Below are 21,061 nucleotides of genomic sequence, written 5' to 3'. Positions count from 1 at the left end.
GGGTTTCATTTTCACAAGCTTGCCCCCTGTCCCAACCGCGCTTAGGACAGCGGCGAGTTTGAGGTTAAGGCATGAGCGACGCATATAAAAAGGCCGGGGTGGATATCGACGCCGGCGATCGTCTGGTGAAAGCCATCGGCCCCCTGGCCAAGGCCACGGCCCGCGCTGGCGCAGACGCCTCCCTCGGCGGATTTGGCGGGCTTTTCGATCTCAAAGCCGCAGGATTTCAGGATCCGATCCTTGTTTCCGGGACCGACGGCGTTGGCACCAAATTGAAGATCGCGTTTGAAACGGGCCGACACGATACGATCGGGATCGATCTTGTCGCCATGTGCGTGAACGATGTTCTGGCGCAGGGCGCCGAACCGCTTTTTTTCCTCGACTATTTCGCCACCGGCAAACTGGACGAAGCAACAGCCGCGAGCGTCGTCGCAGGCATTGCAGAAGGCTGCAGGCTTGCGGGGTGCGCTCTCATCGGCGGTGAAACAGCCGAAATGCCGGGCATGTATGTCGATGGGGAATATGACCTGGCCGGGTTTTGCGTCGGTGCCGCTGAACGCAACTCACTACTGCCAAGGCAGGTCGCGGTTGGTGACGTGATGATCGGGCTTGCCTCGTCTGGCGCGCATTCCAACGGTTACTCGCTTATCCGGAAAATCGCCGCAGAAGCCGGCGCCAACTATGATGCGCCGGCGCCATTTGATTCCGGGACATCGCTCGGCGAAAGCCTGATCGCTCCGACACGAATCTATGTGAAATCCGTCTTGCCACTCTTGTCCAACCGGGATGTGAAAGCTTTCGCCCACATCACCGGCGGCGGCCTGACGGATAATGTGCCGCGCGTGCTGGCTGGAAACCTGTCGCCCCGATTTGATGAAAAGGCGCTTGGCCTGCCGCCGCTGTTCCAATGGCTTCGTGAAGCAGGATCGCTTTCTCTCGCTGACATGTCTCGCACTTTTAACTGCGGTATTGGCGGCGCTCTTGTCTGTGCGCCAGGCGCGGTAGACGAAGTACTCACTGCGCTGAAATCTACGGGTGAAGCCGCGCACGTTATTGGCGATATCGTGGAGCAATCATAGTGCCCAAAGCACGTATCGCAGTATTGATTTCAGGACGTGGCAGCAACCTTCAGGCGCTCATCGACGCAGCTGCAAACCCGGACTTTCCCGGCGACATTGCGCTGGTGATTTCGAACCGGCCCAACGCCAAAGGGCTTGAGCGTGCGCAAGAGGCAGGCATTCAGCAGGAAACGATAGACCACAAGGATTTTGAAAACCGCGAGGATTTTGAAGCTGCGCTGAATGACGCCCTCAAAATTGCAAAAATCGACTTTGTTTGCCTCGCAGGTTTCATGCGCCTTCTCACTGATAGTTTCGCCAGTGACTGGCGCGGCCGTCTGATCAACATTCATCCGTCATTATTGCCTGCCTTCAAAGGCCTTCACGTCCACGAGCGGATGATCGAAGCTGGCGTCAAAGTCGCCGGCTGCACTGTTCATTTCGTATCGTCGGAGGTCGATGCAGGCCCTATCATTGGGCAAGCTGTAGTTCCTGTCTTGCCGGGCGATACCGAAGAAACGCTGGCCGCTCGCATTCTGGAGCAGGAACATCTGCTCTATCCGGCTTGCCTGAAATTACTGATCGACGGGAAAGCGCGCCTGTCCGGCAACAGCGTTCCTTACACGGAAGACGTGATCGTCAATGGATCTTTGACTAACCCGCCTGTCAAATAGTCAGGCAGTGGCGGCGTCGAGTTTTTCGAAAAACGCTTTGACGCGTTTTGCGTTCGCGCCAAGGTCGGAACCGCCCACGCGCGATTTGGAGCGCACATCAACCCGCGTCATCGATCCTTGCGGCGTCAGGCGCACGACAAAATCGTCGACAAAGCCATACCAGAATGACGTGTACGCAGCTTCAATATGCCAGCCGTCTTCCATCAACGTTTCATCAAGGATTTCCATCTTCATGGCGGGCAATATTTCACGGACGATCTCGCGCGTTTCATCAAGCCCCGCATTGACGACCATTGGCTGAATATCAGGAAACGCTTCGCGCTGAGCGTCAGCGACGGTTTGCTCCGTGCCGCGTACAAGTTCGCTGCCGACATATTCGGGTGGATTAACCCGGTCCAACCCGGCGCCGGCGATAATAGCTGGCGGGTTGTCAAAATCGGTTGTGATGTCGTGAATAAAAGGGTTTGCGGCCACAAGCTCACGCATTTTCACCGGCACCATGCCAGCACCGGCAGCCGCAGCAGCAGCGATAATTGCGAACAAACCCAGGCTTCGCGGTTTGGCGATAAGTGCGATAAGCCCGCCGAGCAACGACAGCCCCGCCAGGGTAAAAATCGGTGACAAGCTGACCAGCCCAAAAATTTCTTTAGGCGATGCGACCGTGCGCATCATGCTGAAGCCCGTCCCGAATTCCCACCAGCCCATTTTGCTGCCCGGACCGGCAACGCCAACCGCCAGCGCGCAGCCGAACGCCGCGAGTGATACCAACGTAATCAAAACCCTCATGAACCAAGCCCCTGAACTATGCACCCCGCGTGACCATATAACATATGCGCGCTGATTGCACGTCTGAGTGTTCCGGGGTCTTCACGACATTGAAAGCCAAGCTTTCATCCCTATCTGTTTTGCACTGCGAAAGGAGAAATCATGGCCAGACCTGTCACAGTTACCATCTCTCACGACCTCGGCGTCCAGGAGGCGCGAAACCGCGTGCGTGATGGTTTTGACAAGCTGAAGGGCGCCATGACTGGCGGGATGATGTTCAAATTCGACGAACACTGGACCAGCGATGATCAATTATCGTTCACCGCGAAGGGACTCGGCCAGACCATTACAGGAACCATCGATATTTTCCCGCAACATGTTCGCATAGAAGCCATGCTGCCCGGATTGCTGGCCGCAATTGCAGAAACAGTAACCGGACAGGTTGAAAAAGAAGGCCGGTTGTTGCTTGAGAAAAAATAGCCGGCGACGTTTCCGCCGCCGGTCTGATAATCTTTAAAAAATTGAACTCCAGGCGACCTTACTCGTTACTCGCCTGCCGGTCCCAACAATTCCAGAGCGCCGGCAGTCATCGCCTGTACGCCTGTCTTTAAAGTCGGCTCTGGGATAGGTGCAAAAAACGGCGAATGATTCGCTGGCGGCGGCGGTGCGGTGCCCTCACGCGCGGCTTTCATCGCTTCAGGATCATTCCCGCCAGTCCAGAAAATAACTGTCGGAATATCCTCAGCAGTGCGTCCGAACTGAGAGAAGTCTTCGCCGCCCATGCTCGGCGGACGGATATAAACCCGGTCAGCGCCAACACTATCTGAGACAGCCGCCATGACCCGTTCCGTCAATGCTTCATCGTTAAACGTAGATGGCGTGTAATCCTGCTCGATTTTGACCTCGGGCATAAGATCATCAGGCAGCCCTGCTGACTTTGCCTGCGCAATGGCGATCCGCTCAATCCCTTCCAAAAGTTGAGCGCGGACTTTGTCCTCGTATGAACGCACCGTGATTTGCAGATGGGCAGCGTCAGGAATGATATTGTGCTTATATCCCGCCTGGAAAGAGCCGACCGTCACCACGCCGGCTTCCAACGGGTCGGTTTCACGCGAAACGAGTGTCTGCAGCGCATTGATGATTTGCGAGCCGAGGACGATCGGATCCTTGCCCATATGCGGCGCAGAACCATGTGCGCCGATGCCTTTAATGTAAATATCGACGCTGTCCACGTTGGCGAGCGCCCAGCCAGGCGTATAGGTGACATCACCCGCGGAGTCCCAGCCAGACGTATGCGTCGCCAGAATATAATCCGGTTTTGGAAACTTTTTGTACAGACCGTCTTCCAGCATTGCGACGGCGCCGTGCCCAATCTCCTCCGCAGGCTGACCGATCAGAACCAGCGTGCCGGACCATTGATCCTTCATCGCCACAAGTTGACGCGCGGCGCCAATCAGGATCGCCATGTGACTGTCGTGAGCGCAGGCATGCATCACCGGCGCTTCCTGGCCTTTATAATCGGTGCTGACGACTTTCGAGGCGTACGGCAAACCGGTTTTTTCTTCCAGCGGCAACGCATCCATATCCGCACGCAGCATCAAGGTTGGTCCGTCGCCATTCTCCATAACCGCCACGAGACCATAGCCACCGACACCCTCCAGAACCTCGCCAGCGTCAGCTTTGGCTTTATTGCGAGTCCATTTATCGCCCACGCCGTTAGTCACTGTGAAGCCAAGCCCTTCTAGCTCAGCCGTCATGCGCGCCGCACTTTCGCTTTCCCTGAAAGAAAGCTCCGGGTTTTCATGAAAATGTTTGTAGAGATCTAAAACATACTCGTAGTCCGCCGCCACAGCATCGGCCAGCTCATTCGCGCTGACGGTTGTAAAGATCGCGGCCGCTGCAGATGCGGCGCTTAAAAACAGCTTCTTCATTTCGTTTCTATTCCTCCGGCAATTCAAATCCAACAATCGGCATCGGCCCTGAAGGGATGCCTAGACGTTCCTTTTCAGCGGCGACATCAGCCTTGATGGAGCTTCGCAACTCCTCGCCGCTATAGACCAGTCCGTTCTTAACGACGTAATCGACGCCCCCAACTCTGACTGGCTTGTTTGTTTCTGGGTCCAGCTTGATATGGCCTGTTGCATACAGCGCCTTCATATTGGCGAGCGGATTCTCCTTTATAAGGATCATGTCGGCCTGTTTGCCAACCTGGATTGACCCCACCCTGTCTTCAACGCCAAGAATTTTTGCGCCCTGCAGTGTTGCGGCGTTGATAACCTCCAACGGGTGGAAACCGGCTTCGCGGAACATTTCAAGTTCGCTTACATAACCAAACCCATAAGTTGAGTAGATATATCCTGCATCCTCACCGACGCCGACTTTGCCGCCGCGATTTTTGTATTCATTGATGAACTGCATCCACAGATGATAATTCTCGCGCCAGGCGACTTCCTGTTCCGTGCCCCAATCGAACCAGTACGATCCGTGCGCATTGCGGTCCGGCTTAAAGAAGTTCCAGAGCGACGGCATTGTATATTCGTCATGCCACTCTGCGCGGCGCGAGCGCATCCAGTCCCGGCTAGCCATGTAGATGGAGAATGTGGGTGAGATGGAAAATTCGCGCTCCAGCAGCGTATCCATCACATAGTTCCAATGTTCACTGCCGGGTTTCGCCGCCTGTGCCCACAGCTTGCCGGCGTTTTCAAACCGGTGCTGTTCATCGTTGTAATTATAATCGAGCGGATAATCCTGCAGCGTCTGGTCATCGAACAGCGCTTCCGGCAGTCCGTACCAATGCTCCATCGAATCTAACCCGCGTGCAGAAGTATCAAGAACATCCGCATGCGCCACATCAAGCTGTGCGTGATGCATGGTGGATTTAAGGCCTTGTTTCTTGGCTTCCTCTATTCCCGCCCAGAGAATTTCTTCCGGCGCGCCGAAAAATTTGACGCCATAGGCGCCATCGCTTTTTAGTTTTCGGATGCGCGCTCGCGCCTGAGCCGGCGTATCAACTTCGCCTGCCGACCATCCGCGAAAAACTGGAAAGGGGTAGATGTTCGGTGCGTCAATTTCATTTCTGGCGGAGCGTTGCGCCAGATCGGCAGTCCATTTCGCACCGCCCTGGTTGCCCAGATCACGTACCGTGGTGATGCCATGCGCCAGCCAAAGCTTGAAAATATATTCCGGTGAAACACCCTGCCCCGTGGTTTCATCATGGATATGCGCGTGCAGGCTGACAAATCCGGGGAGCAAATACATGCCGGACGCGTCTATTTCACGGTCACCGGGCGCAGGACGACGCTCGCTGTTAATAGGCAATCCCGGAGAACCGACCGGCACGATCCCGGTGATGCGGCCGCCTTCGACAACAATATCGATAGGGCCGACCGGCGGCGCGCCGGCGCCGTCAATGACCGTCGCGCCCCGAATGACCAGACGGTCGTAAGGACCCTCTCCTAAAGAACGGTCAGAAACCTCCTGCGCGAACGCTTGCGCGCATAAGCCCACAACCAATGCGACAACTGACAGGAAAATTCTCATACGCCCCACCCCTCACAATTTATTTTCGCATCAAGTTACAGCAATTCTAACGGAAATCACCAGCTTCCGTGATGCTTATCGAAATTTCGGCCTCAGCTTTCTTGCCAATCTGTAATCGTGCTCAGATCCATGCGCCCTTGACTACAAACGTAATCGATAGCAAGGATTACATCTGTAATCTTCAGGAGCCGGGTTTTTGGCTAAACAAATCACGTCTGCCGAATTTCAGGTTATGGATATCCTGTGGGAACAAGCGCCAATGGCGGCTGCAGATATCGCCGATCGCCTGGCAGCGGAAACAGGCTGGAGCCTCAAGACCGTCAAAACCCTCCTCAGCAGATTGGTGGACAAGGGCGCCATCACGCACAAACCGGATGGCCGTCGGTATCTATACAGGCCTAAGGTATCTCGCGCCGCATATGAAAAACGTGAAACGCGCAAACTCGCTGATCAGCTTTTTGGCGGGCGCGCAGCGCCGCTCGTCGCGCATCTTGCTGACGGCGACGGCCTTTCCAAGGATGACATGCGCGCCCTTGAAGACCTTATCAAGGAGTTGAAACGTGACGCCGATTGACCTCATTCGCTGGCTTGGCGAAACATCGCTCGCGGTCAGCCTCCTCATCTTGCTGGTTCTCGCAATACGCAAGCCGTTTACCAACCTGTTCGGCGCGCGCGCTGCATACGCCTTATGGCTCGCGCCTGCCGCGCGCCTTTTCCTGCCAGAGCTGAAAATATTACCGGCGCCAAGCATTCAACCTGACACGATGACGTGGAGTACAATTGTCGCTCCCTCTCTCGAAGTCCCTGTTGCCGGCATGGCAACCGCTGCTTCCATTCAATTTGATTTCACTGCTCTCGCGGCTGCAACAGGACTTGTCATATGGGCCACGGTTGCTTTTGCCTGGTTTAATATCAAGCTGGAGGCGCAATCGCGCTTTGTCCGTGCAAAACTTGCGTCTTCAAATCCGGCCCCTGAATCCATTGCCAACGAGGCAAGGCAGATTGCAAGCGAACTGGGTCTCAAAACACTTCCACGAATAAGGCTAAGTGACGATGAAACCGGGCCGTGCGTCGTTGGATTATTCAAGCCCGTGATCTTTCTTCCCGCGGCATTTGAAAAAGGTTTTACCAGACGAGAACAATATCTGGCGCTCACCCATGAGATTGCGCATGTCGCTCGGGGCGACATGGCAGCCACCCTCGCGGCGCTGTTCGTGCAGTCCATTCAATGGCCAAATCCGTTGGCGCATTTTGCATTTCAGAAATTCCGTACTGATCAGGAAGCCGCTTGCGACGCTTATGTGCTCGATCGATGCACATCAGGCCGTAACGACGCCGGAGAATACGCGGCGGCGATCATGAAATCCGTTCGTGCCGGCACAAGCGCGCCGGCTTACGGATTATCGCTCGCACACCCCGTAAAGGAGAGACTAATGCTGCTTAAAAATCAAAAAAGAAACCCTATGCGCCTTCTCGCAGGCAGCGCCTCTGCAATCGCTTTCACAGCAGCAGCATTAGGCGCAACAGCATCTTATGGATTTCAGGATGCGACGGAGACGACCAGGATTGTAAAAAATAACATCAGTGTAAAATCCGTTTTCGAAGCTGACGAAGGTGAATCGTTCGAAGTCGGCGGAGAAAAAAATATCGCCAAAGTCGAATACGAAAACCAGAACGGCGAAAGAACCCTGCGTACCTACAATAGACGTGGGAGACTCCTCACGGAGAACGTCTACGCTAAGAGCGAAGACATGCCGATCAAAGAAATTACATTGAACACGAAAGATGGCGGAGCCAGAACAATTCCCCTCGACCGTCCGCATAAGCGCTTTCATATCAAAACAATGAGCAGCGAAGACGCCGCTTTTTCTGACGGAGACTGGGACATTGAGGTGATGAAGGAAGGGGAAGGCCACTTTGCTTTTGTGGCTGATGACGATCCCAACATGACCAGGAAATTCGCCTATGTTGTTAAAGGCGGGCCTCATGGCGATGGCTTTTCTTCCCTGACAGCGGATTGCGTTAGCACGGAAGACGGCGCCGAACCGCATGTGTTTGCATGGCAGAGCAAGGACGGTGATAGCGAAGAACAGACCAAAGTGGTCGAACATCAAGTGGTCTGTTTAAACGATGAGAATGGGGATCCCGAGCAACGCGCTAAAGCCCTGAAGAAAGCTATCGAACACATGGAAGAAAGCGCAAAGCGCGAGGCGGCGCACCGCGAACAGGTAATCGCCAGAATGCGTGAAGAGCTCAAAGAGCTGGAAGATAAAGACTAAAGCACAAGACCTTTTGCAACGGGAGCCGCAATTGGCTCCCGTTTAGATTTATCAACCCCATGCATCCGCAATGGTTGAATAGGCGACGCCGCCATCGACCGCCAATGTATCGCCGATCACATAATCGCCTGCGCGCGACGCCAGAAACACCGCGGCGCCCGCCATATCGCTGTCACGGCCTATGCGTTTTGCTGGGATGCGCGCGCCGACAGCATCGGAATGATCTTTCGCTGCTTTGTTCATCTCTGATGCAAAGGCGCCGGGCGCGATGCCAGAGACGCAGATATGGTCGTTGATCAGTCTCGCCGCCATCCGGCGCGTCAGGTGGATGACCGCTGCTTTCGACGCCTGATACGCATAGGTTTCCCAGGGGTTGATTTTAATGCCGTCGATCGACGCGATGTTGATCACTTTGCCCGGACGTTCTTCGTTGGCTGCTTTTCTCATCAGGCCATGCAGCTTCTGCGTTAAGAAGAACAGCGACTTCACGTTCAGGTCCATGGTTTTGTCCCAGCCGCTTTCTGGATATTCATCAAAGTCTGCGCCCCATGCAGCGCCCGCATTATTGACGAGTATTTCGAGTTTGCTCTCCAGACCCGACAATTCCGATGTCAAAGCCTCACAGCCAGCGACAGTCGAAAGATCATGCGGGATGGAGACGCACGTTCCGTACTCTGAAAGCTCTTCCGCCGCCTGATCGCACGCCGGCGCTTTACGCGCTGTAATGTACACCTTGGCGCCCTGCTCAAGAAAGCCTTGTGCGATCATCTTGCCGATGCCGCGCGAGCCTCCCGTAACAAGCGCCGTTCGTCCTTCAAGCGAGAAAAGGTCTTTCATCATGATTGTGGCTCCCTACTGTGGAGGGAAATACCAGAACCGTTTCACCTTGCCGTCAATGATTTCATACACAACAATCGATGCTTGGGACTGCCGCTCACCGCCCTCTTCCCATACGGGCCGCTCGGTCGCCGTCACGAAATTTCCATTGACTGAAATATTCTCAAGGGTCGCCTCCACTGACGGATACGCCTCAAAATAAGTCACCAACTCGCCATAGAGCTGGGAAGCTGATGACGTCACAACGCTTGACTGCTCGCCGGACAGCTCGATCCAGGTCACATCTGAATGCCAGTATTCGCGCATTTTGTCGGCGTCATGGTCATTAAACGCCGCCATTAGACCGGTCACGACATCCACCTTGTCACCCAAGGCGGGCTCCGGCGCGTTGCGCTCCGCATCAGGAGAACATGCGACCACAAAAGAAAACAACAATATGAAAAAAACTCGCAACATCGTTTGTCTTGATTACTCCGCCCCGAACTGTTCCCGCCAATCGGCGATTTGATCATCTTCGATCTTGGCAAACAAGACCTCAGGCAGCGTAAACGCCTCGCCGCCCTTGAATTGGGCAAGCGCTTCGCTGGCTGATACCGGCCATTGCGACGCTTTTTCAGGATCGAGCCCGAAAACAGCGAACATTTTGTCGGCGGTGAAAGGGATAACCGGCCGCGATAAAGTTGCGACAAGTGCAATCATGTTCAGTGCGCAGCGCACAGACGCCGCGGCGCGGTCTTTGTCTTCCTTGATGGTCGTCCACGGCGCAGCAATTTGCAGATATTCATTGCCCGCGACCCAGATCGAGCGCAACTCGACAAACGCTTTTCGAAACTCCATCGCTTCTAGACAATCAGTGTAAGTCTTAATACGGCCATCAAGTTCTGTAATCAAAGCTTGTTCAGCCTCGCTGTATTCACCTTCAGCCGGCACTTCTTCACCGAACCGCGCCTTGCAGAACCGGGTGATCCGGTTGACGAAATTCCCGAGCACATCGGCGAGGTCTTTGTTCACAACACCAGCAAAATGCTCAAGCGTGAAAGATGCATCATCCGACTCTGGTGCGTTGGCCATCAAATGCCAGCGCCAGTAATCTGCAGGCAACAGTTCCAGCGCCTGATCCATGAAGACGCCACGGTTTTGGCTGGTGGAAAATTTGCCGCCATACCAGGTCAGCCAATTTAACGATTTCAGCGCATCAACTGTTTTCCATGGTTCTTCCGAGCCCAATATGGTCGCCGGAAAACTGACCGTGTGGAACGCGACATTGTCTTTGCCCATGAACTGGACGTATTTGACGTCATCAGCGCCTTTATCGGTTCGCCACCAGCGCTCCCAATTTTCACCGTGGGCGTCCGCCCATTCTTCCGTCGCGCCGATATATTCAATCGGCGCATCAAACCAGACATAGAAAACCTTGTTTTCAAAGCCTTCGCGGACCTTGCCTTCATAGGCAACCGGAATGCCCCATTTCAGGTCACGAGTAATAGACCTGTCGCGTAGCCCTTCTTTCAACCATTTACTGGCAATGGACTTTGTCAGGTGAGGCCAGTCCGGTTTTGAGGCGACCCATTCAGCAATCCGGTCCTGCATTTTTTCCTGCAGCAAATGCAGATGCCGTGTTTCGCGAACTTCGACGTTCTTCGATCCGGAAACCGCCGAATACGGATTTTTAAGATCAACAGGGTCCAGTAGGCGTCCGCAATTATCGCATTGATCGCCCCGCGCCTTTTCATAGTCGCAATGCGGGCAGGTCCCTTCGACGTAACGGTCTGGCAAGAAACGCTCGTCATCAATGGAATAGACCTGTTCATCGGTACGTTCCTCGATGAGGCCTTTTCCCTCGAGCACATGAGCGAAATGTTGCGTCAGGCGATGGTTCGGCGGATTGGACGAACGGCCGAAATGATCAAATGACAAACCAAAGGCGTCGCCAGCGTTCTTCTGGATCTCGTATTGCTGACGGCAATACTCCGCAACCGGCTGTCCGGCAGCGGCGGCGGCCAGTTCGGCGGGCGTGCCGTGTTCGTCCGTTGCGCAAATAAACAGAACTTCCGACCCGCGCTGGCGCTGAAACCGGGCATAGACGTCCGCCGGAAGCATTGACCCAACAAGGTTTCCCAGATGCTTGATTCCATTAATGTAAGGAAGGGCGGATGTGATCAGAATGCGGGCCATGGAGCAACTTTCATAGAGTGAAAGCGGTCTATAGCGGTTTGGGAACGGATTCTACAAGGCGGGCATAGCCCTGAATTGACGCAGTAAGCCAGCCTTAATTATCGTCTTCGTCTCTTTCGACATCTGATTTTCGAAGCTGTTTTGCGATCCATTCAGGCAGTTTTTCTTCGAGCTTTATAATCTGACGATCAAACCAGCGCCACCGGCGGCGCAGCCAGCGCACCATGTCCGGCGCCACAGCAACCAGCAGCAGGAAGCCGATTCCAATAAATATAATGCCAAACGGGATGGGCGAAGGCATGACGATAATGCCGATCACAATCAACAGGATCGCAAACATCGTCACCATCGCTTTGAAGATTGTGCGAAACAGTCGAATTCCCATCTATCTTCGCCTTTCCCTGCTAAGCGCTCTTTCTGCTTTATTCCTGCAGACTACTTATCAGCAATCAGCGAGCGATACATAATATATGCATCAACAAATCCTTGATCCGGATGGCGGAACGCGCCCGGGACCGTCCCGATAATTTGCAGCCCAGCTTTTTCCCAGGCCTTGATCGCGCCCGTATTCGTGGAGACCACGAGATTGTATTTCATGCCTTTATATCCCTGCGCACGCGCTTGCTCCTGCGATTGAACGCACAGCTCAACCGCGTAGCCTTTGCCGCGCGCTTTGACAGCAATCGCATAACCAGCATTGCAGATATGATTTCCGGGACCGCCCTGATCGGGCTTGATGTAATAAACGCCGATGATGGTCCCGTCCTCATCGCGCGCAACGGCATTATATCCGTCGGTTTTAATCCAGAATGATCGCGTTTGCTCTTCGGTATAATCTAACGGCAATGGATAACTGTCGCCGGCGCGCACTACGGGTTCCAGAATGCGCCACACATCAGGCCAGTCATCATCGGTTTGTTCTGTTACGGTCAGAGTCATGCGCGTGATTTTCGCGCAAGCCCGCTTTCTCCGCAAGCATCTATTAGATGCTTGCGTTTTCGGTAACAGGAATAGACTCAAGCGCGCCGGCGGCGCCTTGAAGAACGTTTGACGCCATCTGCAACATATCTGCAATGTCGTAACCATTCGCGTAAGCAGCAACGAACGCGATAAACGCCATCAGTCCGGCGGTTCGTGAAATCGTCCGGCGCGCGGCCAGAAACAACAAAACCCCGCCAACCAGTTGCAACGGTCCGGTCAGACCGCTGGAGACAAGCGACGGAAAAATCTCTCCCAGCATGCCGAGGTCGCTGCTGGCCGCCATCATTGTCTCGCCGCTGGCGATGCTTGTTGCGCCGGTGAGAGACAAAAATCCCGCACCCGCACCCTGAAGCGCATCCTTGATGATGCATGCCGGTCCGCGAAACGGCGCACCATAAGCGCCGCGGTTTTCACCGGCCGGTCTGACATCGTAGCGTGCTCCGCTCGCTGATAATGCTCTAGCCATGATGAACTCTCCCAGTTTCCACAATCGGAGAACCTTCTCCGAATTTTAATGTTTCGCCCGAAAAGCGCGCCTGGCATGGCCGAAATGGGGCCGAAGATTGGCGCACGCGTTTGTGATCGCGCGATACGGCTCATCCTAGATTCAATTCACATCAACGCATGTGACGTGCATCACAAACAAAAACAGGCAAGCTCCGGGCTTCACGAATTCGCAGCAAAAAGGGGCTGTTCATGAAACTCACAAGTATTATCGCCGCTAGCGCGCTGGCGATGTTTTCAATTGCGAGCGCGAAAGAAATTCCGGCGAACATAAAGGCTGGCATCGACAATCCGAACCGCACTGAAGATAACCGCGCACGTGACGGTGACAGAAAACCTGGCAAGGTTCTGACATTTTTCGGCGTTGAGGAAGGCATGAATGTCGCCGATCTCGCTTCCGGCGGCGGATATTTCAGCGAAATACTCTCCGGCGCCGTTGGACCTGATGGTCACGTTTACGCGCATAATACGGCAAGTCAGCAGGCGCAAGACTCACGAGCGCAACTCGAAGAACACTACGCATCATTCGGCAACATCACCCTCGACCTCGTCGCGCAAGGAGAACCGTTGCCGTATGAAGACAGCTCCATGGACATTGTACTGGTTTCATTGATTGTCCATCACCTTCACTATGCGGAAGGTTCAGGTGAGACGATGCCGGCGCGTTCTAGCGAAGTTTACGCCGATATCAAACGCATTCTGAAACCTGGTGGTGTCTTTGCGATCATTGAGCACACCGCCGCGCCGGGCACGACGCGTGCGGAAAGCGCCGCCTGGCACCGTGCGCCGGAAGAGACCATCAGGGCGGACATTACAAGCGCTGGCTTTGAGTTCGATGGCGGCGCCGATATTCACGTTAATCCGGATGACGACTTGAAAAACAATATTTTCCAATCCGGCTTGCGCGGAAAGACGACGCGCATGGTGCACCGATACGTGAAGCCTTAAATTTACGCTGGATATGTCTATAACGCCCCGCTTTCAGCGGGGCGTTTTTCATCCCCATTTCTTTTTCGTCGTCCTGTACGATTTAACGACGATTTTTTCGAGAACGCCAATGTCAACCTTGTCGAGGCTGTTTACATAGAGACAGCTTTTTCCGTTTTTATAAGGGCCCAGCTTTTTCAATAATGGCTCTTCATCGCCGAGCGAACCCAGCACATAGAGCACCATATTGGCCTTGCGCGGTGAAAACCCAACGGCGAGCATGTCGCCTTCACGGCCGCTTTCGTACTTATAATGATATTCGCCAAAACCGATGATTGACGGACCCCACATTTTGGGTTTTTCGCCAGTGACTTTCTTCATCATGGCAAGCAGCGTTTTCGCATCCTTGCGGCGCGTCTCGTTTTCAACCGCGTTAACGAACGCCGCCACGCTTTGTGCGGTCGGTTTCGTTTTAAGGTCAGCTTTCTTTGTAGCAGTCTTCGCCGTTTTCTTGGCGCCTGCTTCTTTCTTTTGAGGCGCTTTATGTTTGACCGCCATCGATTTTCTCTCCCGTAGCCTTTTCCCAGTCAGCGGGTAGTTTCTTACTCAAATACCAGAAACCAAAGATGGAAATAAAACCTGCAATGACGGTTGACGATAATGCGATGCGCAGCGACAGCTCACTCGTCATGCCGCTGCTGTTTAAGATATCGCTGAAAATACCAACGAAAGTCGGCCCGAAACCAAGAGCGATCATGTTCAAAATAAAAAAGAAGATCGCTGTAGAAAGTGCTCGAATTGAAACCGGCGCAAGGGTCTGCGCCAACGCGAAACACGGACCTAAATAGAAACCCGTGAGCAGATGCGATGGCCACCATAAAATCAGGGAAAGCACTGGATCGCTCACCCACATGGCGCCGAGAAAAAACGGTGCATTCAAAAGCAACGCCCCAACCGGCACCCAGCCATAGGCTGCCTTGTTTTTTACAGCGAGCTTGTCAACGAGGTTGCCGCCCACAAATACGCCAAGCACGTAGGCGGTGCCGTTAATTATGCCCAGCCAGAAATACACTTCTCCGGTGCCGAAGTCCGGATGAGATCGCTTAAAGAAGACAACAATCCAGCTCGCAATAGCATAGGACGCGAAAGATCCGGCTGTCAGGCCGATCACTATGGCGCGATAACTCTTTATGGCGAGCAAGTGCTTTGCCGCCCGCCAAAGCGACGCCAGTTCGCTAAAGACAGACCCGCGCATTTTGATGGGAAATACGACGGTCATTACCCGCAGCGACTTCTCCACCAAACCGACAGGTTCGGTGATCTTTAGACCTTTAAATACATCTTGTGCTGTAGCGGCTTCGGTTGCGCCGCGCTGCGGCTCGCGTACGGTTAACTTCAACAACACCGCAAACAAGACGCCGGGAATGCCAAGTACGAGAAATGTCGTACGCCAATCGAAATTTTGCAGCACCCATCCGCCGCCCAAATAAGCAAGCGTCACGCCGATCGGAATACCGAGCGCATAGACAGCAAGCGCTCCAGCGCGTTTCTCTTTCGGATAAAAATCAGAAATGAGGGAATGTGATGGCGGAGATCCGCCAGCTTCACCAATTCCAACGCCGACCCGAGCAAGTGCTAACTGCGTAAAGTTTTGCGCCGAGCCGCATAAAGCAGTAAATCCTGACCATGAAGCAAGCGCCAATGAAATTATGGTGACGCGGTTATAGCGATCCGACAGACGCGCGAACGGAATGCCCAGCGTCGTGTAAAGCACAGCGAATGCAAAACCGCTGAGAATACCCAGTTGGGAATCATTCAGTCCCAAGTCTTCCTGAACAGCAGGCGCGACAATTCCCATGATCTGTCGATCAAGAAAATTGAACGTGTAGACGGCTGTCAGAATAATCAGAACATAAAGACGATATGCTCGGCTTGTTGAAGCAGTTGAGCCTGGCTGCGCGGTCGTATCACTCACAGGCGGAAACCCGTCACGCAGGAGACGCCCGATGCGCCGATGGCTGTGACGGCACGCGGATTGTCAATCGTCATCAAGGAGCGAATGGCGCCAAACGTCGAATCAGCGCGCGCAAGCCTTACGGTGTAGCGCGCCAGATCCTGCAAATCTTCATTTGTTAATCGCTCATCAAGTTCATCAACCATGCAATCAGCGGTGCCTGCCGGTATCCCGATGGCGCGAAACCGGTCCTGAAGTGTATAGCGTGCTGCTGTTGCGCAGCTCGCCAGCATCATAACCGCAAGCCCGGTCAAAAATATCCGTTGCATGTGTTTTCGTCTCCCTGACGCGCTTTATCTGTCATTCATCGTTTATGCGCCGGGGCACAATGCGTAAGATGGCGCCGCAGCGCAAGAATTAAGGACACAAGGAAACCCCATGAAAGCGATGATGAGCCATGAGCCCGGCGGACCGGAAACTTTGAAGTTTACCGAAATTGAAACGCCTGAGCCGGGGCCGGGACAAGTGCGGATCGCTGTCAAGGCCGCTGGCGTCAACTTCCCCGACACGCTGATCATTCGCGACCTTTATCAGTTCAAGCCGCCACGACCCTTTGCCCCGGGCGGCGAAGTCGCCGGCGTCATCGAGGCGTTGGGCGAAGGCGTTACGGGCCTTGCCGAAGGCGATCGCGTCATCGCCGGCGGGATCAATGGCGGCTTCGCCACGCACTTCATCGCCGACGCCGCGCGCGTGAATAAAATTCCGGACGCGATGCCGTTCGATGAAGCAGCCGCATTTATGCTCACTTACGGGACGTCCCATTACGCTTTAAAAAATCGCGCCAATCTTCAGCCCGGTGAATCGCTCTTTATCCTCGGTGCGGCCGGCGGGGTCGGCGCGGCCGCCATCGAACTCGGCAAGGCCTTTGGCGCGAAAGTCGTTGCAGGCGTTTCATCAGAAGATAAAGCTGCGTTCTGCAAGGAGCTGGGCGCCGATGAAACGCTGGTCTATCCTCGCGAGCTTGATCGCGATGGTCAAAAGGCGCTGTCGGGCGAAATCAAGAAACTATGCGGCGGCGAAGGCGCCAATGTTGTTTATGACGCTGTTGGCGGCGATTACGCCGAGCCTGCCGTGCGTGCGCTCGCCTGGGAGGGACGGTTTCTGGTCGTGGGCTTTCCCGCCGGAATTCCAAAAATTCCGCTTAACCTGACTTTGTTAAAATCCTGCCAGATCGTTGGCGTCTTCTGGGGGGCGTTCACGATGCGCAACCCCAAACTCAACGCAGACTATGTGGCCGAGCTTTTCCGTTTTTACGAGGAAGGTAAAATAAAACCACGCGTGACGGCCACTTATCCATTGGAAGACGCAGCAAACGCGCTTGATCTTTTGCAGTCGCGAAAAGCGACGGGAAAAGTGGTCTTGTCCGTTTAACACGAGAAGTCACATCTCGTAGAGGGCCAATGATCTGTTTCAAATTTGCCGCCGCGCCGCTGTTTGCGGCAGCGGTCAGCTTTAGCGCTGCTAAAGCCTCACCCGCGCAGTACATTCTCGACTCACTACGTGAAATGAATGACATACCGGGATTGAGCTCCGCCGTATCAATAAACGGCGAAATCATATGGACTGGACAGACCGGATACCGTGATGTTGAGGCCGCGCTGCCTGTAACGGCCGATACGCAGTTTCGTCTCGCCAGCGTTTCGAAACTGTTTGCGGCGGCGGCAGTGCTGGCTCTCGTCGAAGACGGAAAACTCGATCCTGACGCTGACATCAGAACCTATGTACCTGACTGGCCAGCCCATGAAGGTGCAACCATTACCCTACGGCAACTTGCTGCACATACTTCCGGCATGGCGCATTACGACGCGTCTGACAATTATGATCCTCAAGCGAACTATTCAAACCTGAATGAGTCGCTTTCTGTTTATTCACATAAGCCTTTACTGTTCGAGCCGGGTGATCAGTATAGCTATAGCTCCTACGGGTATGCGTTAATGGGCGCCGCCCTCGAAAACGCTTCAGGGAATTCTTTTGAAGACTACATTGCCGGCGCCATCCTAGCTCCCAATCGATTAAAGAACACCACAGTTGAAAACATCCATGCTGTGCCGGAGGCAGCATCAAAACTCTACGCGCTCGGTAGCGGCGAGATTGAACGCAACAATCAACACCATGTTGTCGGCGCCACCGGCATTCTCAGCACGCCGAGCGATCTTGTAAGTTTTGCCGACGCCTATATGGCCGGCGCAATCGTCAGTCCTGAACTGGTGGAAATGTCGGTGACGCCCGTAAAACTCAATAATGGCGAAAACGCCGGCATTAGCCGTTTTGACATGGGGTTTGGCTGGCGCATCAGCGAAACTTCAGACGGCGACCTCATTTATCATCATGCAGGAATAACGCCTGGCGCGCGGTCAATCCTGGTGCATAATCGTGATCAAAATACGTCGTCGGCGCTTGTCTCAAACGTCCAATGGACCACAAGGATCGAAACCACGGGCGCCATCCTCGCGACTGCAGCAACCGAAGGCGCACAGGTTGATATGGCCGGGTGTCCTGTGGGCAAGTGGTCATATTCCGGCAAATTCGTATCTGACCGTGACAATCCGCCTACCGAGGAAAATGCTAGTGGAACAATCCGCGTAAAACGCAGTGACGATATGTGTCTAGTGGAAGTACATCCTGAACAGGAGCTGGCGTCCTGGCTTAAAGCAACCAACGCCAAAAGGGATTACATGCCGGCCGTGCTGATCGGGTCGAATGAAGAGGATGATAAACTCTTTGCCGTCGTCACTGCATGGGGCGCATATCCGTTGCAATGGACCGATGTTGGTGAGAAGCAAACGCTGATTGGCGATTTCGCCGGTAGAGACGTCAGACTTGAATTGTCGGCGTCACAATAACTTATAAACGGCGCGGCCACGCCCACCAGGCGATTGCGAGACTTATGACGCCTGACAAAAACAACACCATGGCGCCCTGGTCCGCCATGGTTACGACGGACGCCGTATCCACAAACAGCGATAGCAATTCTGTCAGTTCCTGATCGACGAATTCAAAGTCCCCGACAGCGTTCGAGAGAGCGATACCGCCTGCAAGAAACATCAAACCAAATAATCCAGCGAGTAACGACAGTATTTGTCTGACTGTATTCACTTGAGCGTCCACCCTCTTTCACAACATTTATGGTCTCGGCGCCGTGTCGTGTCGCAGCATAGATATCAGACTTGTGTGGTCCTCTATCCATCTTTCGTCTAGAGTCTCGAACCAAATCGGCATGAATTCAAGGGAGGGTGTTTTGAAGTACGGTTTATTTTTGGGCGCAATCGTAGCGTTGGCGGCGCCGGCGCTCGCTGATGATGAGGCGAAAGACAACAGATTCACGGCGGAGCGCGTTTTCGACCTTGAGTACGCCAATGATCCGCAAATTTCTCCCGATGGGCGCACCATAGTCTATGCGCGCACCTATATGGACCGAATGACCGACCGCATGACCGGAGAAATCTGGTCAGTCGACACGCGCTCCGGCGATCATCGCCCGCTGATTGATGGAAAAGGGTCTATTTCGTCGCCCCGCTGGTCGCCATCGGGCGACCGGATGCTTTATCTCGGCGCTGAAGACGGCAAGCTTCAACTAAGAGTCCGTTACACTGATACGGGTGAAAGTTTTTCACTTGCGCAACTTGATCAAGCCCCCGGCGCGCCGCGCTGGTCGCCGGATGGCGAATGGATCGCCTTTGCCATGTTCACGCCAACCGATCCGCCAAGTTTTGCAAAACCGCCAAAGGCGCCCGAGGGCGCGAAATGGAACGAGCCCGTGCGCGTGTTTGACGACATGCCGTTTCGCTTCAATGGCGCAGGTTATCTTAAGGACGGCGCCAGTCAGGTTTATGTTGTTCCGGCCGAGGGCGGCACGCCGCGTCAGATCACCGACAGCGAAAACGGATATTCCAATCCTGCGTGGCTCGGCAATGATACATTACTTGTCGTCGGCAATGACGATCCCGACGCGTCGCTAGATCCAATCGAGAGCGACATTTTTAAAGTCAGCCTTGACGATCTGACGATGGTTAAGCTGACCTCTCGCGACGGACCTGATCATTCGCCGCAAGTCTCGCCGAACGGACGGCGGATTGCGTATCGGGGATATGATGACGAACTGAAATCGTATCAGCAAACCGACCTTTATGTGATGAATATTGACGGTTCGAACGTATCGAACCTGACCGCGGACTATGATCGAAGCATTGATTCCTTTGCATGGAGCGGGAATTCACTTGTTGCGCAGGTCGAAAACAACGGTGATCTGAACCTCGTTTCGGTCAGTCTCGGCGGCAATGTTTCAACGCTTGCCCGTGACGTGGGCGGCACATCCTATGGCCGGCCCTACGCCAGCGGCTCGTTCTCCGTGGCCGCGAACAGCGGCGCCATCGCCTACACGGCGGCAAGCCCTGATCGCCCGGCGGAAGTCGCCTATCTTCGCGGTGGGCGCTCGCAGATCATGACAAGTTTGAATGATGATGTTCTGCCATATCTCGACATGGCGACAATTGAGGAAATTAAAGTCAAGTCTTCTCATGACGGTCGCGAGATCGAAGCATGGATAGCCCTTCCGCCAGGGTTTAAGGCTGACGGATCTTACCCGATGATTCTTGAAATACATGGCGGGCCTTATGCGGAATACGGACCATTTTTCTCAGCGGAAATTCAACGCTACGCGGCGGAAGGATACGTAACTGTTTATGCGAACCCGCGCGGTTCAACGGGATATGGTGAAGAATTCGCGCTCTTGATCGATCTCGCCTATCCGGGGAATGATTATGACGACCTTATGAGCGTCGTCGACGAAGTGGTCGCAAAGAATTATGTCGATCCTGAACGCCTTTTCGTAACAGGCGGGTCTGGCGGCGGCATTCTGACGGCATGGATCGTCGGCAAAACAGATCGTTTCGCTGCAGCCGTTTCAGCCAAGCCGGTGATCAACTGGATGACCATGGCGCTGGCGGCGGACATCGGCGCCCTGGTCAAACGCCACTGGATTCGCGCTGACCCCTGGGAGGATCCCGACGCATATTGGGAGCGCTCGCCGCTGTCGATCGCCGGAAACATCACGACACCCACGATGATGATGGTTGGCGAGGAAGACTGGCGGACGCCCACATGGGAGGCGGAACAGTTTTACACCCTCCTCAAACTTCGAAAAATCGACACGGCGCTGGTGCGCGTGCCCAGCTCTCCGCACCTGATCGCCGGCCGGCCCAGCCGCCTGATCGCCAAAACGGACAACATCATGGGCTGGTTCGCCAAGTACGACCCAGCCAAACAGGAAAAGGATGGCGATGAGGGCGCCGACTAGAGCGCCGGGCG

The 21,061-nt window shown here is 54.4% G+C and carries 22 protein-coding genes; 9 read left to right on the top strand and 13 right to left on the bottom strand.

Features of this window, described 5'->3' with window-relative positions; all coding sequences use genetic code 11:
- Positions 1-71 precede the first annotated feature (71 nt).
- Entirely contained in the window at positions 72-1,079 is a 1,008-nt protein-coding gene (purM, locus tag PUV54_RS13405) for a phosphoribosylformylglycinamidine cyclo-ligase (protein WP_274492773.1), read from the top strand.
- Entirely contained in the window at positions 1,079-1,732 is a 654-nt protein-coding gene (gene purN, locus PUV54_RS13400; protein ID WP_274492772.1) for a phosphoribosylglycinamide formyltransferase, read from the top strand. Before purM ends, purN begins: the two co-directional genes overlap by 1 nt.
- Here purN and PUV54_RS16695 read toward each other — a convergent pair whose 3' ends face one another.
- Entirely contained in the window at positions 1,733-2,218 is a 486-nt protein-coding gene (locus PUV54_RS16695; RefSeq protein ID WP_420797964.1) for a DUF1499 domain-containing protein, read from the bottom strand.
- A 441-nt stretch (positions 2,219-2,659) separates the two neighbouring features.
- Here PUV54_RS16695 and PUV54_RS13390 point away from each other — a divergent pair, with 441 nt between their 5' ends.
- Positions 2,660-2,977: a polyhydroxyalkanoic acid system family protein gene (locus PUV54_RS13390; protein WP_274492770.1), complete on the top strand. Its 318-nt coding sequence runs from the start codon at positions 2,660-2,662 to the stop codon at positions 2,975-2,977.
- Positions 2,978-3,042: 65 nt separating this feature from the next.
- On the opposite strand, the gene PUV54_RS13385 is transcribed toward PUV54_RS13390, so the two are convergent.
- Both PUV54_RS13385 and PUV54_RS13380 read right to left on the bottom strand, forming a co-directional pair.
- Positions 3,043-4,428: an amidohydrolase gene (locus PUV54_RS13385; RefSeq protein WP_274492769.1), complete on the bottom strand. Its 1,386-nt coding sequence runs from the start codon at positions 4,426-4,428 to the stop codon at positions 3,043-3,045.
- A 7-nt stretch (positions 4,429-4,435) separates the two neighbouring features.
- On the bottom strand, positions 4,436-6,037 hold the full coding sequence (locus PUV54_RS13380) for an amidohydrolase family protein (RefSeq protein WP_274492768.1): 1,602 nt from the start codon (positions 6,035-6,037) through the stop codon (positions 4,436-4,438).
- A 196-nt stretch (positions 6,038-6,233) separates the two neighbouring features.
- Between PUV54_RS13380 and PUV54_RS13375 the strand changes: the two genes are divergently transcribed.
- Together PUV54_RS13375 and PUV54_RS13370 are read left to right on the top strand one after the other, a co-directional pair.
- Entirely contained in the window at positions 6,234-6,611 is a 378-nt protein-coding gene (locus PUV54_RS13375; RefSeq protein ID WP_274492767.1) for a BlaI/MecI/CopY family transcriptional regulator, read from the top strand.
- Entirely contained in the window at positions 6,598-8,316 is a 1,719-nt protein-coding gene (locus PUV54_RS13370) for a M56 family metallopeptidase (RefSeq protein ID WP_274492766.1), read from the top strand. Before PUV54_RS13375 ends, PUV54_RS13370 begins: the two co-directional genes overlap by 14 nt.
- A gap of 51 nt (positions 8,317-8,367) precedes the next feature.
- Here the strand turns inward: PUV54_RS13370 and PUV54_RS13365 are convergent, their stop codons facing one another.
- The 6 genes from PUV54_RS13365 to PUV54_RS13340 all read right to left on the bottom strand — a co-directional run bounded on the left by PUV54_RS13365 (position 8,368) and on the right by PUV54_RS13340 (position 12,775).
- Positions 8,368-9,156, bottom strand: a complete 789-nt coding sequence (locus PUV54_RS13365; protein ID WP_274492765.1) for an SDR family oxidoreductase — start codon at positions 9,154-9,156, stop codon at positions 8,368-8,370.
- 12 nt (positions 9,157-9,168) lie between these two features.
- Positions 9,169-9,609, bottom strand: a complete 441-nt coding sequence (locus PUV54_RS13360) for a nuclear transport factor 2 family protein (protein ID WP_274492764.1) — start codon at positions 9,607-9,609, stop codon at positions 9,169-9,171.
- 12 nt (positions 9,610-9,621) lie between these two features.
- Entirely contained in the window at positions 9,622-11,328 is a 1,707-nt protein-coding gene (gene metG, locus PUV54_RS13355) for a methionine--tRNA ligase (protein ID WP_274492763.1), read from the bottom strand.
- A gap of 94 nt (positions 11,329-11,422) precedes the next feature.
- Positions 11,423-11,713 carry a hypothetical protein gene (locus tag PUV54_RS13350; protein ID WP_274492762.1) on the bottom strand — a complete coding sequence of 97 codons (291 nt, stop codon included), beginning with the start codon at positions 11,711-11,713 and terminating at the stop codon, positions 11,423-11,425.
- A 50-nt stretch (positions 11,714-11,763) separates the two neighbouring features.
- Positions 11,764-12,267, bottom strand: a complete 504-nt coding sequence (locus PUV54_RS13345) for a GNAT family N-acetyltransferase (protein WP_274492761.1) — start codon at positions 12,265-12,267, stop codon at positions 11,764-11,766.
- Positions 12,268-12,310: 43 nt separating this feature from the next.
- Complete coding sequence (locus PUV54_RS13340) at positions 12,311-12,775, bottom strand: hypothetical protein (RefSeq protein WP_274492760.1); 465 nt, start codon at positions 12,773-12,775, stop codon at positions 12,311-12,313.
- Positions 12,776-13,005: 230 nt separating this feature from the next.
- Between PUV54_RS13340 and PUV54_RS13335 the strand changes: the two genes are divergently transcribed.
- On the top strand, positions 13,006-13,761 hold the full coding sequence (locus PUV54_RS13335) for a class I SAM-dependent methyltransferase (RefSeq protein WP_274492759.1): 756 nt from the start codon (positions 13,006-13,008) through the stop codon (positions 13,759-13,761).
- A gap of 48 nt (positions 13,762-13,809) precedes the next feature.
- Here PUV54_RS13335 and PUV54_RS13330 read toward each other — a convergent pair whose 3' ends face one another.
- From PUV54_RS13330 to PUV54_RS13320, 3 genes are read right to left on the bottom strand one after another with little or no spacing between them, the layout of a single operon-like run.
- Positions 13,810-14,298: a DUF1801 domain-containing protein gene (locus tag PUV54_RS13330; RefSeq protein ID WP_274492758.1), complete on the bottom strand. Its 489-nt coding sequence runs from the start codon at positions 14,296-14,298 to the stop codon at positions 13,810-13,812.
- On the bottom strand, positions 14,282-15,715 hold the full coding sequence (locus PUV54_RS13325) for a spinster family MFS transporter (protein WP_274492757.1): 1,434 nt from the start codon (positions 15,713-15,715) through the stop codon (positions 14,282-14,284). The genes PUV54_RS13330 and PUV54_RS13325 overlap by 17 nt, the downstream gene beginning before the upstream one ends.
- The gene (locus tag PUV54_RS13320) at positions 15,712-16,023 is read right to left on the bottom strand and encodes a hypothetical protein (RefSeq protein ID WP_274492756.1); all 312 of its coding nucleotides are present in this window, start codon (positions 16,021-16,023) and stop codon (positions 15,712-15,714) included. Before PUV54_RS13320 ends, PUV54_RS13325 begins: the two co-directional genes overlap by 4 nt.
- A 109-nt stretch (positions 16,024-16,132) precedes the next feature.
- On the opposite strand from PUV54_RS13320, the gene PUV54_RS13315 reads away from it, so the two are divergent.
- Both PUV54_RS13315 and PUV54_RS13310 read left to right on the top strand, forming a co-directional pair.
- A complete protein-coding gene (locus PUV54_RS13315; RefSeq protein WP_274492755.1) occupies positions 16,133-17,125 on the top strand; it encodes an NADPH:quinone oxidoreductase family protein in 993 nt (330 codons plus the stop codon).
- Positions 17,126-17,154: 29 nt separating this feature from the next.
- A complete protein-coding gene (locus PUV54_RS13310; RefSeq protein WP_274492754.1) occupies positions 17,155-18,597 on the top strand; it encodes a serine hydrolase domain-containing protein in 1,443 nt (480 codons plus the stop codon).
- Position 18,598: 1 nt separating this feature from the next.
- Here PUV54_RS13310 and PUV54_RS13305 read toward each other — a convergent pair whose 3' ends face one another.
- Complete coding sequence (locus PUV54_RS13305) at positions 18,599-18,850, bottom strand: hypothetical protein (protein ID WP_274492753.1); 252 nt, start codon at positions 18,848-18,850, stop codon at positions 18,599-18,601.
- A gap of 142 nt (positions 18,851-18,992) precedes the next feature.
- Here PUV54_RS13305 and PUV54_RS13300 point away from each other — a divergent pair, with 142 nt between their 5' ends.
- Complete coding sequence (locus PUV54_RS13300) at positions 18,993-21,050, top strand: alpha/beta hydrolase family protein (protein WP_274492752.1); 2,058 nt, start codon at positions 18,993-18,995, stop codon at positions 21,048-21,050.
- The last annotated feature ends 11 nt before the right edge of the window (positions 21,051-21,061 follow it).

The sequence above is a fragment of the Hyphococcus flavus genome (assembly GCF_028748065.1).
GTDB classification, from domain to species: domain Bacteria; phylum Pseudomonadota; class Alphaproteobacteria; order Caulobacterales; family Parvularculaceae; genus Hyphococcus; species Hyphococcus flavus.
Note: the sequence above shows the minus strand (reverse complement) of the source record. Positions and strands in the feature narration are given on the sequence as shown.